Annotated in this window: 10 protein-coding genes; 7 read left to right on the plus strand and 3 right to left on the minus strand. The window is 49.7% G+C overall.

The window, feature by feature from the left end; translation table 11 throughout:
• The first annotated feature begins 38 nt into the window (after positions 1 to 38).
• Positions 39 to 626: a GNAT family N-acetyltransferase gene (locus MKX59_RS23615; RefSeq protein ID WP_340859048.1), complete on the plus strand. Its 588-nt coding sequence runs from the start codon at positions 39 to 41 to the stop codon at positions 624 to 626.
• On the opposite strand, the gene MKX59_RS23620 is transcribed toward MKX59_RS23615, so the two are convergent.
• Positions 592 to 2226 carry a response regulator transcription factor gene (locus MKX59_RS23620; protein WP_340859050.1) on the minus strand — a complete coding sequence of 545 codons (1635 nt, stop codon included), beginning with the start codon at positions 2224 to 2226 and terminating at the stop codon, positions 592 to 594. The two genes, MKX59_RS23615 and MKX59_RS23620, sit on opposite strands and share 35 nt — an antisense overlap.
• Positions 2227 to 2233: 7 nt before the next feature.
• Positions 2234 to 4048: a sensor histidine kinase gene (locus MKX59_RS23625; RefSeq protein ID WP_340859051.1), complete on the minus strand. Its 1815-nt coding sequence runs from the start codon at positions 4046 to 4048 to the stop codon at positions 2234 to 2236.
• 208 nt (positions 4049 to 4256) lie between these two features.
• Between MKX59_RS23625 and MKX59_RS23630 the strand changes: the two genes are divergently transcribed.
• The 3 genes from MKX59_RS23630 to MKX59_RS23640 all read left to right on the plus strand — a co-directional run bounded on the left by MKX59_RS23630 (position 4257) and on the right by MKX59_RS23640 (position 7498).
• A complete protein-coding gene (locus MKX59_RS23630; RefSeq protein WP_340859052.1) occupies positions 4257 to 5138 on the plus strand; it encodes a carbohydrate ABC transporter permease in 882 nt (293 codons plus the stop codon).
• Complete coding sequence (locus MKX59_RS23635) at positions 5139 to 5975, plus strand: carbohydrate ABC transporter permease (RefSeq protein ID WP_023986791.1); 837 nt, start codon at positions 5139 to 5141, stop codon at positions 5973 to 5975.
• Between the two features lie 227 nt (positions 5976 to 6202).
• Entirely contained in the window at positions 6203 to 7498 is a 1296-nt protein-coding gene (locus tag MKX59_RS23640; RefSeq protein WP_028541145.1) for an ABC transporter substrate-binding protein, read from the plus strand.
• 82 nt (positions 7499 to 7580) lie between these two features.
• On the opposite strand, the gene MKX59_RS23645 is transcribed toward MKX59_RS23640, so the two are convergent.
• Positions 7581 to 8120, minus strand: a complete 540-nt coding sequence (locus MKX59_RS23645; protein WP_028541144.1) for a dihydrofolate reductase family protein — start codon at positions 8118 to 8120, stop codon at positions 7581 to 7583.
• Positions 8121 to 8226: 106 nt separating this feature from the next.
• Between MKX59_RS23645 and MKX59_RS23650 the strand changes: the two genes are divergently transcribed.
• From MKX59_RS23650 to MKX59_RS23660, 3 genes are all read left to right on the plus strand, one after another.
• Positions 8227 to 9180, plus strand: a complete 954-nt coding sequence (locus MKX59_RS23650) for a helix-turn-helix transcriptional regulator (protein ID WP_076295418.1) — start codon at positions 8227 to 8229, stop codon at positions 9178 to 9180.
• 157 nt (positions 9181 to 9337) lie between these two features.
• Positions 9338 to 12463: a DEAD/DEAH box helicase gene (locus MKX59_RS23655; protein WP_340859055.1), complete on the plus strand. Its 3126-nt coding sequence runs from the start codon at positions 9338 to 9340 to the stop codon at positions 12461 to 12463.
• A gap of 20 nt (positions 12464 to 12483) precedes the next feature.
• Complete coding sequence (locus MKX59_RS23660; RefSeq protein ID WP_071559387.1) at positions 12484 to 13209, plus strand: phosphoribosylglycinamide synthetase; 726 nt, start codon at positions 12484 to 12486, stop codon at positions 13207 to 13209.
• Positions 13210 to 13228 lie beyond the last annotated feature (19 nt).

The following is a 13228-nucleotide window of genomic DNA, read 5'->3' on the forward strand; positions in this document are numbered from 1 at the left end:
AATAATATAGGAATAACTGAGAAAGAAGGAAGATGACAATGTTACATAAAGCTAATGGCGCCATTTTGATAAAGTCCACCCATGCAGGGCTACAGTTTCGATTGTTACAAGTAAGTGATGCAGAACGTTTATTAGAGATCAGACGTGAAAATTTTGATTTTTTCAAACCGTTCGAGCCAGAACGACCTGAAATTTACTTTACGCTGGAAGAACAGGCGCGTCTGATTTCCAACGGTTTGGAAGCGGCACAAGCTGGACAGGGATATACGTTTGGACTTTTTTTGCCGGAAAATGATAAGCTGATCGGCAGAATGGAGCTGTCGGGTATCGCTAGAGGCCCCTTTCAAAACGCCAATCTGGGCTACTTTGTAGATCCTGCATACCACGGACAAGGCTATGCCACTTCCGCAGTGAAGGATATTGTACGCTACGCCTTAAATGAGTTGGAATTACACCGTATTCAAGCTGGAGTGATGCCAAGAAATACGCCTTCCAATCGAGTGATGGAAAAGGCAGGATTTCGCCGCGAAGGGCTGGCTCTCAACTATTTGAAGATTAATGGTGTGTGGGAAGATCACGTGTTGTATGCGGTCACGGCTGAGGATTTGCAGAATGGCGTTTTCTGAATTCGCCGGGCGTGACCCCCTCCAGTTTTTTGAACACCTTGCCAAAATATTTTTCATCCTGATACCCGACCATACCGGCAATATGATGAAGGCGCAGCTTGTCATTCAGCAGCAATAGCTTTGCCTTGCTCATCCTGATCTGACACAAATAGTCTGACAGATTAACCCCGTACTCCTGCTTAAATTTACGAGAAATATATTCCCGACTGAGATAAAAGCGGCTCGCCATATCCTGTAGAGAAATGTCCTCGTCATAGTGTGCATCCAGATAGCGGGCAATATCACGGATGGTCGGGTTGTTTGGGCTATGGCTTGGTGTAAGTGCCTGACCGGCTGCCAGCAGTCGGTTTTCAACCTGTCTTTGCCATAAGGGCAGGGAAAGCATACCACGGTTGTCGACCGGCAATGCATGAATGGAGCCAGACTCATCTGCCAGTTCCTCGCCATCGGTATCTCCGGGTCTGTCATTCAGCCAACGGGCCAGCATCCAGTCCAACTCCTGATTCCAACTGGCTAGCTGCTCTGCTGTCACCGAAGGCAGCTCGGCTACGGCTGCTATCCAGTGGCCTACCGCTATCGACACACGATTGGCATTGCAGCTGAGCGCACTAAGCCGTAGCTCTTCTTCCATCTCAGGCAACTGGGGAAGACGAATGTTCTGCCGTGTCTGGGAACTCTGGTGCATCCAGTCGGCGGTTTGCAACACATCCCGTTTCCACAACGCTTGCCGTGCCTCTTGGTAGGCAGTGGCTGCCGCTATGGGAAAAGCGCCAAAAGAGCCATAAGAGCCAACCCCGATGTGCATGTAACACCGCAAAGCCGTTTTGATCCCTGTGTGAATATCCTGCAAGAGCAGCGGCCAACGAGATGGCTCGCCCCAATATAGCAGAATAATTTCGTCCATACGCTCCAGATGACGGAATGCAATTCCGGTTTGAGAAGTTCCAAGAAATTCGTTGCAGATGTTAATCAGGGAAAAGCTCAAAAGCGCACGACGCGTTTTATATTTGTCCAGTATATCGGCATCCAGCTGCGTGGTACTCATCACAGCTGCATTACATATCTGAATAGCTGCGGGAAGACGTAACTCCTCACGTAAGGGCGTAATGGAAAGAGGGGTACTCGCTATACCGGAAACGATCTCAGTCAGGAGCTTATCAGCATAGTGCGGCCTCATCCGGTTGACCTCCATGGCCTGCATCGTCTGCCTGTTTCGGTCTTGCTCCGCTGTCCGCCAGGCTTGAGTGGCTTTATTTAGAGCCTCGTTAATCTCCACTGGATCTACGGGCTTAAGAATATAGTCCATGCCTCCCCGGCGGATGACCTGTCGAACCAAGTCAAAATCATCATAACCACTGACCACCACAACTCGGGTTGCTGGGGAATTCACTTGAATCCACTCCATCAGTGCTACTCCATCCTTGCCGGGCATCCGCATATCCGTAAGTACAACGGGTGGGGAAAGGGCGGTAATGACCTCAATCGCCTGATCGCCCGAATCAGCTTCAAGTACCTCGCTCACACCGCACGCTTCCCAATGTACGAGCATCCGAATGGCATGGCGTACATGCTTCTCATCATCCACAATCAGGACTTTCATTGACAGATCACTCTCCCTTAATATGAATCTCCGTATGGGCTTCAGTGCGAATTTCGAGTGTATAACGGACACCATGAGGCAGGATGTTGTCTACGCACAGGGTGTTGGAACCATCCTCCGAGTGAAGCTGAATACGCAATAGAACATTACGAAGGCCAATAGAGTCCTGCTCGCTAGTGTCTGGCTCCTCGTAGGCTTTTAGCGGACGTTTTAACATATGCTGGAGTTGCTCCAACTCGGCTTGTGGAATGTTAGTTCCGTTATTTTCCACTGTTATTTTCATAATGCCTTCCCGGATTCGGCTGCCTGTAATGCGAATTTCACCGGGCCCCAGCCGGGGATCGGCACCGTGTTTAAAGTAGTTTTCCACCAACGGTTGGAGAATCATTTTAGGCACCCGATCATTCAGGACCTCATCCTCCCACTGGTAAGTAACCTCTAATTGCTCACCGAAGCGTTCCTTTTGTAAATCAAGATATTGTTTTACATGTTCGGCTTCTTCCTTAAGTGTAACGACCGTATGGTCCCTCATATTATAGCGTAGCATTTTGGCAAGGGAAGAGAGCAACGAATAAATTCGCGGTACCTCATGCTGTAGAGCCAGGGTTCCAATAGACTGTAGCGTATTATATAAAAAGTGAGGATTAATCTGTGCCTGAAGCGCTTTCAATTGATGTGTCTTGTTAGCCAGCTCCAGCTTGTATTCCTGTAAAATGAGGTTATTGATGGTATCCATCATCTGTCTGAAACGGCGCGACAGTACTCCGATTTCATCGTTACTCATGGCCCGAATGTCTACATCCAGTTGACCGGACTGAATCTGGTTTATGTAGCGAGTCAGTCGCTTAATAGGTGCCGTGATTTTTATCGAAATCCATAACGTGGCAACAATGGCAAGTAGCAATGCTGCGCCTGTAATGACCGCATTGATCTGAGTCAGGCGGGTAGCGCGTAAATACAGCGTACGATGTGGAATTTTCTTGACGAGTGTCCAGCCTGACAAGTTGGCATCCAGCTTGCCGTACACGTGCAGTGCTGTATCATCCTCAATCACTCCGTGCTCGCCTTCTTTAGAAATTCGATTGAGCAGGTCAGATTCCTTCCAGTGTGTTCCAATTGATGCTTCTTTTCCGCTATATATGATCATTCCGTTTCGATCGATCAAAAACAGATCCTCTGTATCCGCATCATACAATTGACGGCAAATACTGCGCAGCGGCTCCAGATCAACATCTATAGCCAGTACCCCAAGCGTCTCTGAGGCAGGAATGTTCCGAATCGCCCGATGAAGTGTAAATACCTGCTGCTTTGTGCTGTGCTCCGCATAGGAAACCGCCGAAAAGCCGTACAAATGCTTCATGTGCGAAGGCTGTATGAATAGTCCGGAAGGGCCGTAATGAATAGAACCAGTAAAGGGCTCCAGTCGGAATTCCCGTAGCGGGACTGTACTGGTAATCAACGTGGATTGCCCAGCCTCAAAAGAATGCAAATACACTTGGTCAATGCCTGACGAAGCATTCATCATCGTTTGCAGTGTGGTGTAAATTTCAGCGACGGCCCGGTAATCATCTGGAATTTTGGCCAGATTACGCAGAAAATGGGGGTCATTATAGACTCCGATGGACGCACGATTCAGTCCCTGTAAATAGTTATCCAGATTCGTAATTCCCTGAAAAATAAGCCGTTCATTTTCTTGTGTGGCCTGCTCCCGCAAGGATTGCTTGGTGAGAACGAAGGTCATAGTCATCGACAGCAGTAGCGGCAGAGTGACCGCAATGAGCAAAAACCAGATCAGGCGGGAACGAATACTGTGAAATTTCATGCAGTGAGCTCCTTTCACAATTCAAGGCGAGCCAGAGGTCAATATTTTCCCCCCTAATGGTTCACGATCCTACGTGTTCTCCAGAGCGCTTATTCGACATAATGAACATGTGAATCGCATATCCGTACGGCCCAAGCATCATGCTGCTGAAAGAAAGCCGTAAGGGAGCGTTCCAGACACCAACAGACAACAAAAGGGGGGGATCGGATTGAATCGCGCCAAGTCGTCGCAATGGCTCCAGCAATGCATTTTTGTAGGGCCGTCGACGTTATTTTTCGTTATCATTATTGTAATCCCTTTTATGCTCGGAATGTACTATTCTTTTACAGAGTGGAATGGGGTAGCCAATGAGGCAAAGTGGGTCGGGCTGGATAATTTCAGTCACATTTTATGGAATGATGACAAATTTGGGACAGCGTTCTGGTTTACGGTCCGTTTTACGGTGGTAGGAGTGGTGGCTGCGAATATTTTTGGCTTTCTGCTGGCGTATTTTCTAACCAAACCGCTGAAAACAAAAAATGTACTCAGGACCATCTTTTTTATGCCTAATGTGATCGGAGGTCTGTTGCTGGGTTTTATCTGGCAGTTTATTTTCGTCAAGGGATTTGCAGCAATCGGAGAGAGCACGAACTGGTCCTTCTTCAACCTGTCCTGGTTGGGAGATGAGATCACGGCCTTCTGGGGCATTGTCATCGTGTTTATCTGGCAAACTGCCGGGTATTTGATGGTTATTTATATCTCTTCCCTAACCAATGTGCCCCGCGATATGCTGGAAGCAGCCGAAATTGACGGAGCAAGCCGGATGCAAATTTTGCAGTCGATTATACTTCCTTTGATCATGCCTGCCGTTACGGTTTGTCTTTTCCTGGCGATATCATGGTCATTCAAAATGTTCGATCTCAATTTGTCACTGACCAAAGGCGGTCCCTTCGGGTCCACAGAGTCGGTTGCACTCAATATTTACAATGAAGCGTTTGTGAATAATCGTTATGGGCTGGGAACAGCTAAAGCACTCATTTTCTTTATCATTGTTGCTCTGGTTACGAGCCTTCAGGTACGACTGACGAAAAGTCGGGAGGTGGAAGCGTAAATGGAAACAAGCAAGCGCTACCGCTTTGGAACATGGGCGACCGAGATGGTGATGATCCTCGTCGCATTGTTATTCCTCGTCCCGTTTTACTTTTTATTCGTGAATTCGGTCAAAAGCTTTGGTGACCTGCTCACCGATTCTGCGGCCTGGCCACAAACCTTTGTATGGAGCAACTACGCTAGAGCGTGGAGCATCACGCGTTTTCCCGAAGCTTTATGGAATTCACTCGTGGTTACGGTAATTAGTAATCTGCTGCTCGTACTGATCAGCTCAATGGCTGCTTACCGAATGGTCCGGCGTCCGACGCGTTATAATCGGGTGTTGTTCAGCCTGTTCGTAGCTGCCATGGTCATTCCTTTTCAATCGGTGATGATTCCTTTGGTCAAGGTTGTAAGTACACTGGATTTAATGAACAGTATAAGTGGTCTGGTAATCTGTTATCTGGGATTCGGAGCTCCAATGTCGATCTTTCTCTTTCATGGATTCGTCAAAGGTGTGCCAGTCGAGGTGGAAGAAGCAGCTACGGTGGACGGCTGTACGCCTTACGGAGTGTTTTTCCGAATTGTGTATCCGTTGATGCTACCGATGATGGTAACTGTTATTATTTTAAATACGCTCTGGATTTGGAATGATTATCTCCTGCCTTCTCTGGTACTGCAAAAGGCTGAACTGCGCACGATTCCGATTGCTACCTATGCCTTTTTTGGACAATACACGAAGCAGTGGGATTTGGCTTTGCCTGCTCTGGTGCTGGGCATCTTGCCTGTCATCGTATTCTTTCTGGCCATGCAAAAATATATTATACAAGGTATTATGGCTGGTTCGGTCAAAGGTTGAGTGTGGGATGAGCTGAAAATGTACACGGTGGCCACTCCGCAAACGGATGGTGCTTACCATCGCTGTTGCCTCCAGATTCCCCTGAATAAGCGAATAAAGGTGGGAATCTAGAGACAAAGGCGAGCGCTATCGCTTGTTCAGCACCATTCCGTTTTCCGTTTACTCCGTTTCCACATGAATTTTTCGAGTTCATCTGATATGAATTTAGAATAGAAAGGAACATGAAAATGAAAACGCATACTTTTAAAAAGAAAGCTCAAGCACTCATCTTGCTCCTCGCGGCCTTTGCTCTGGTTTTGGCAGGTTGTAACAGCAGTGGCGGACAAAACGCAGGCAAAGAGGAAGTGAAGGAAAAAACAATTCACATTTTTCAGTTTAAGGTAGAGATTGCAGAAGCGCTGAATCGCATGAAGGCAGAATATGAAGCGTCTCATCCAGGCATCAAGCTCGATATTCAGACCGTGGGCGGGGGCAGTGACTATGGTGCGGCGTTAAAGGCGAAGTTCGCCTCCGGGGAGCAACCGGATATTTTTAACGTAGGAGGTTACCGTGAGCTGGATACGTGGCTGGAATATTTGGAGGACCTGTCTGACCAGCCTTGGGTTGGCGATGTGGTGGATGTCGCCAAAGAGCCGATGACCAAAGACGGCAAGCTGTATGGCCAGCCGATGAATCTGGAGGGTTACGGCTTTATTTATAACAAGGATTTGTTCAAGAAGGCGGGGATTACGGAGACCCCTAAAACATTGTCCGAACTGGAGGGAGCTGCGCAAAAGCTCCAAGCCGCAGGGATTACTCCATTTTCTAATGGATATCAGGAGTTTTGGGTGTTAGGCAATCATTTGCTGAACGTGGCATTTGCCAATCAGCCGGACCCTTCGGCCTTCGTCAAAGGACTAAATGATGGAACAGCAAAGATTCCGGGCAACGCTGTATTCGCCGAGTGGGTTAAACTGTTCGATCTGACACTGAAGTATGGCAATTCGAAGCCACTCACGACCGATTACAACACGCAGGTAACGAATTTCGCCACTGGAAAGGCTGCCATGATGCAGCAAGGGAACTGGACTCAGGTCCAAATTGATGGTATTAATCCGAAGCTGAATTTGGGGATTTTGCCTATGCCGATTGGTGAAGACGCAACAGCCGGAGATAAGCTGTTTGTAGGTGTCGCTAACAACTGGGTGGTTAATAAAAATTCGACTGTCAAACCCGAGGCGAAGGAGTTCTTAAACTGGATGGTGACATCCGAGCAGGGGAAAAAGTATATCACCAAGGAATTCAAGTTTATTCCAGCATTCAAGAGCATCGAAGGAGCAGAGGCTGATATGGGCCAATTGGGTGCGGAAGTGGTGAAATACAGTAAGGAAAACAAACTGTTGGGCTGGTTCTTTAGCCGCTATCCTGAAGGAGCACAGCAAGAATTCGGAAGTCAGATGCAAGCTTATGTGGCAGGTAAATCGGATGCTGGGAAGCTATTCGAGGATTTCCAGAGAACATGGGATAATTTGAAGACCAAATAATGAACAAAAGCACGCGATAAAGCCTTCATATTTCAGGGAGATTACGTGATCCTGAAATATGAAGGCTTTTCTGTAAACAAAATTATAAATGGTAATGGAGCAGAGCGATATCCCCGCGGCGTTCTATTTCTTTGAGCTTAAACGTGCTTGGTAGCGTTCCTTCTGGAAATAACGGTATTCCTTGTCCAAGCACCTTGGGAATGATCGCAATGATAGCCTTCTCCAGCAGTCCAGCTTGTAAGAAGGCCCGGACTAACTGGCCTCCACCGACTAGCCATACCGCACCTTCCGATTGTTCTTGTAGACGTGGAACCAGTTCAGTCAGAGCTTCGTCCGTAAATGTAACATGTGGCGCTTGCTGTTGCTCCGTTAATGCTCGTGTGAGCACATAGCATGGCTTGCCAGCATAAGGGAAATCATCTGAGAGCTTCAACACTTCCTCATACGTCAGCCTGCCCATCAGCACTGTACCTACGGTGTCGTAAAAGTCGGCATATCCATTGTCCCCGCCATCCCCTTTAACATCATACAGCCAGTCCACCGAACCGTCCGGCAAAGCTATATACCCGTCGAGACTCATGGCAATATACAGCACAACTGCGTTTGATTTCAAATCCCCCATAGTTCATTCACTCCTTTCTATTTCCTAATGTTACAATGTATTTATGACATAGTATGTCGTAGTTAAACGGTCATTTTAAATTAATTTTTGAATCGAGGGGTACCTTATGAACGAACGCAGGATTGCTCTTATGAGGATACTGGATTCCCGAAAAAAATATACGGCGCGTGAGCTGGCTGAACGTTTTGGTGTCTCCGTCAGGACGATACAAAGAGATCTCGACTATTTGCAGCAGACCGGGTTACCCCTTTATACCGAAATGGGCCCCCATGGCGGGTATCGGGCACTTCCCAATCGGCTTCTTCCTCCCCTTCATCTTGCCCGCGACGAGGCTCTGGGTCTTTTTCTCATGCTGCAACTGTTGGAGAACATTCCAGATATCCCTTTTGGCTCGGTTCGTGGACATTTATCCGAGCATTATTATGCCGAGCTTCCACAGGATGTGCAGGACAGTATTGATCAATTAAAGGAGTACATTTCTTTTCGTATGCTACCCACTCACGAAGAGTCACCCTACACCTCAATCATTTTGGAGGCTGCGCTGAATAAGCGCCGGGTGAACATGCATTACCGCTCCGCTTCCGGTGAAAAGTGGACTGAAGTATATCCGATTGGACTGTATTTTGATCACGGATATTGGTACATGCCAGCGCATAGCAGAGACCGCATCATTCTGTACCGTTCAGATCGGGTGATTACAATAACGATGCTGGACGAAACCTTGGACAGCCTTCCCACACTTCAGGAATGGTTGGCTTCGGAGGATTCCCGTATAGGAATTCCGTCTAAAATAAAATTTACCGCATTGGGTGCCAGGCTGGCCGGATCAGATGCCCTCTTCCAAAATGTTTCCCATCAGGAAGGGCAGGGTCAGGAATGGCAGGGATATATTCCGGTCGAAGAGTTTAGATATGTGTCCCGACTTTTGCTAAAATACGGGCCAGAGGCCGAGGTCATATATCCGAAAGAACTGCGGATGAGGGTCAAGGAATTGCTGCAAGACAGCCTGAACCCTTATCTGAAGGATGCAAAAGCAGATGATGAAGAAAAAGACAATTAATCCTGTAAATTGATTCTCTTATTTATAGTTAACCACATGAATATTTAAGGTTATTAACTTATGACTTTCCATTTATTTTTGTGATAAAGTTTTGAAAAGAGCCCGTTTTCGTATATGATGAAGAGTAATAATTCAAAAGGCTGGACGGGAGACAGATATGAATCAACCGCTTTATGGAATATGGCTCGGAGATGTGTTTTTTTGCTTTTCTGGTGAGACGTCGGAACCACGTATCGATGCGTGGAGCAGTGTAATCCGCAGGCTGACGCTAAAGGGAGACCTTCGGCCGTTTCGGCAGGCTGCGTTGCGTCTTGCTGAGGTACGGATACCGAACACTGCTCGTGTGGAAACCGTGGGCAGAGGTGGCAAAAGACGTTCCATGCTGGGGCGTACATTGGAGGGTTTGGCGCTGGAACCGCGCGAGACGATGGCACTGTTGACCCGCATGGACGAGAAGGGCTGTGCGGCATCGGGCATTACGCTGGGCGAGGAAATGCAATATTGGCAAAAAGCTGCTTATTTTGCGCTAGAGCTGATGCAGCGGGGCGAAATTGCGCCATCGCTTACAGAGGCGCGTCCATCGGGACCGCGCCGTCGTGGTCCGGAAGCGGCTGTCGGGGTGTGGATTCCTCGACTGTGTCAAGAGGAGGACATACGCCGCTTTTATGAGCTGGCTGCTGCAATGCCGGCTGTTTGTATGGCGGCTCCGGCTGTTTTTGCGGGCAAGGAGCCTGAAACACGTGAGGATGCAGCCGGAATCGTACTGTACTCCTTCTTGTGTGCGGTCATCCATGCGGAAACGACCGCGGTGCTGGCAGCCTCAGACCGTGAGCTGGGCCGATATCGCGCAGAGTATCGGCGCGGAGGATCGCCGCTGGCAGAGCTGTGGTGGAACAGTCTGCTGACAGGTTCCCGCCCGGTGGCGATTCAGGGAACGCCCGCGGAGATGGAGGAGCTGGTGCTTCAAGCGTCCTCTCTTGAGGGAAGCGCAATGCCTGTCACGGAACGGGAAGACAAAGAGCCTATAGAAGGGCAACTGCGGTTGTGCCTTCGTTTGGAGCCTTCGCTGGAAGAGAGTGTGAAGGAATGGCGCATTACCTTTTGGGCAGAAAGCGATGCTGAGCCGGGGTTGCGACTGCCTGCTCTGGCACTGTGGGCGCATCCTGAACGTGATCTGGTTCGAGGCGGAATTGTATATCGTCAAGTGCAGGCGCAACTGTTAATGAGGCTCGGACAGGCGGCTGAAGCGGCACCTATATTGCAAGAAGCATTGAATCGTCCTTATCCCGAGGGGCTGACACTGGAGCCAGAGTTGTTCTTCCGCTTCCTGACGGAAGCCGTTCCTGCACTACAAAAGAACGGTATCACCGTGCAAATGCCTTCACGCTGGAGCCGGGAGGGCCGAAGACGTGCAGGCTTGCGGCTCAAAATGCGTTCGACAGAGCAGGGTGCCAAGCCAGATGGTGTGATTGCCGATACATCGTCTGTCGGCATTAACCGCATGATTTCGTTTGATGCCGAGGCTGTGCTGGGTGATACGATTTTGACGATGGAGGAACTGGAAAGCATCGTCGCGGCCAATTTGCCGTATGTACGTCTCGGAGGGGAATGGATCGAGGTCGATCCCAAGGAAATCCGTCAGGTGCTGCGCTTTATCAAGCGCGGGGAAAACGGTGAGATGAGCTTGTCCGAATGGATGCATCTAGCTGCAGAAAATGAAAGTGCAGGCGAGGCCTCATGGAAAGGCTTGTCCATCTTTGGCGCGGAATCCGCCGGATTGCTTGCGTCCTTGGCTGAGGGCGGCGTACTCCGTTCGGTAGAGCCACGGCCTGTGCCGGAGACGCTGCATGGCGCATTACGGCCCTATCAAGAGCGCGGCTTTCAATGGCTGGCTGCGATGCGTGGATTGGGCTTTGGCGTCTGCCTTGCGGACGACATGGGACTTGGTAAAACGATTCAAGTCATCACCTGCCTGCTCGACGGTGGCATCGGCGCAGATGATCAACGTCCGGCGTTGATCATCTGTCCGACGTCCTTGCTTGGCAACTGGCAGCGCGAGTTGAAGCGCTTTTCACCGGATTTGTCACTGTATATTCACCATGGCAACCAGCGACTCCACGGCGAGCTGTTTCAGGAAAGTGTACGTGAGTATGATATCGTCCTCACTACCTATCATTTGGCGGGCCGGGACGGCAGCGATTTATCTGCGGTATACTGGTCGTCCATCGTGTTGGATGAGGCGCAATATATAAAAAATGCACGAACAAAGCAAGCACAAAGCGTCATGAAGCTGTCTGCTCCACATCGGATTGCCATGACGGGTACCCCGGTAGAGAATCGGCTGAGCGAGCTGTGGTCTATTTTTCAATTTCTGAATCCAGGTTACCTCGGTACGGCTTCTTCATTCCGCCAGCGTTACAGTCTGGCAGGAGAGGAGCGGGGGTCCGCGTTGCGTGAGCTTCATCGCCTCGTCTCCCCGTTCATGCTGCGTCGTCTCAAAAGCGACCCAGATATACGCAAGGATTTGCCAGAGAAGCTGGAGTTGAAATCCTACTGTGTACTGACACCAGAGCAGGCCGGATTGTATCGGGGCGTGGTGGATCAATTATTGGGAACACTGGATGGGCAGATCGGTATGGCTCGCAAAGGGCTTGTTCTATCTTCGCTGACCAAGTTGAAGCAGATTTGTGACCATCCGGGTCTGATCATTCCAGGCCGGGCTGATAGTGGTAAAACTGAAAACTCGGGCAAAATGGAGCGACTGCTGGAATTGGTAGAGACGATTCGCGAGAACGGCGAATCGGCGCTGATATTCACCCAATATGTGTCGATGGGAGAATTGCTGGTCTCTCGTTTGGCCAAAATCTTCGGGGAAGAGCCGTATTTTCTGCATGGAGGACTGGCGAAAACCAGACGTGATGAAATTGTTCACAACTTCCAGCAGGGAGAAGGACCGAATATATTCGTACTTTCCCTGCGTGCAGGTGGCGTGGGCCTGAACCTGACACGCGCCAGCCATGTCATTCACTATGACCGCTGGTGGAATCCTGCAGTGGAAAACCAGGCGACGGACCGCGTATTCCGTATTGGTCAAAGCCGCAATGTACAAGTGCACAAGCTGATTTGCCAAGGTACACTGGAGGAGCGGATCGACGAGCTGATCGAGAGCAAAAAGGCACTTTCCGAGCAGGTTGTCGGCTCCGGTGAACATTGGCTCACCGAAATGTCTGATGATGAATTGCGCGGTCTGATTGCGCTGCAAAATGATGTATGGATTGAGTGAGCAGAGAAAGGATGAAGGCGATGACGAGGCCGCGAGTGAAGCTAAAAGTAACTGACGGTCAATGGATAGCGGAATTAGACGGATTGGGGTTGGAAGGCGAATCAACGGGTGTACCTTCCACACATGCTGTCCAATGGACTGGCCCAGCGCCTGTACTAAACCCCGAACAGCGGAAGGCATGGCTGGAGCAGCTAAAAGCAGATCCTTTGGATATCTATCGTTTTTTGCAAGGGGAAACCTGTCTATCGCTGGATGAGATCGTTCAGCTAGCAGCTGAGACAGCCACTTCCAGCATGGAGGATGGCGTGGGTGTAGTCGACGATGTGAAGAAAGCTCTTCAAGCCGGTCTGGAAAGCGATCCGCAGACCTGTCTGGAACTGATCGGAATGTCGCGGGAAGAGTTGCTGGAGTACGTATTTAGTGCTTGGGCCGGAGAGTTATCCCATGTGCAGGGGACATCCCCCGCACTTGAGTCTACCTCACGGCCAGAGGGCGGACGTAGCGGATCGGCAGCGATTAGCGAATGGATTGCAGAGTCTGCGGCAGAAGGAGCATTGCATCGTCCCGGTGCGGGCTTTCACGCGATTGAGATTCGTCTGCCGCAGAAGCTTGCTCCTAAGAAGGAAGCGGATATTACGGCTTTGCTGCCGGGTTTACCCCGTGCGGAAGAGGCATTGAAACTCATACGTGAACGGGTAGCCGAGCGGGCCCGAGCTGCAATCCCGCAAAAACGTCATACTCCGTAACAATTCGGGTATATACTTC

Source organism: Paenibacillus sp. FSL R7-0340 (genome assembly GCF_038002205.1).
Taxonomy (GTDB): Bacteria; Bacillota; Bacilli; order Paenibacillales; family Paenibacillaceae; genus Paenibacillus; species Paenibacillus polymyxa_B.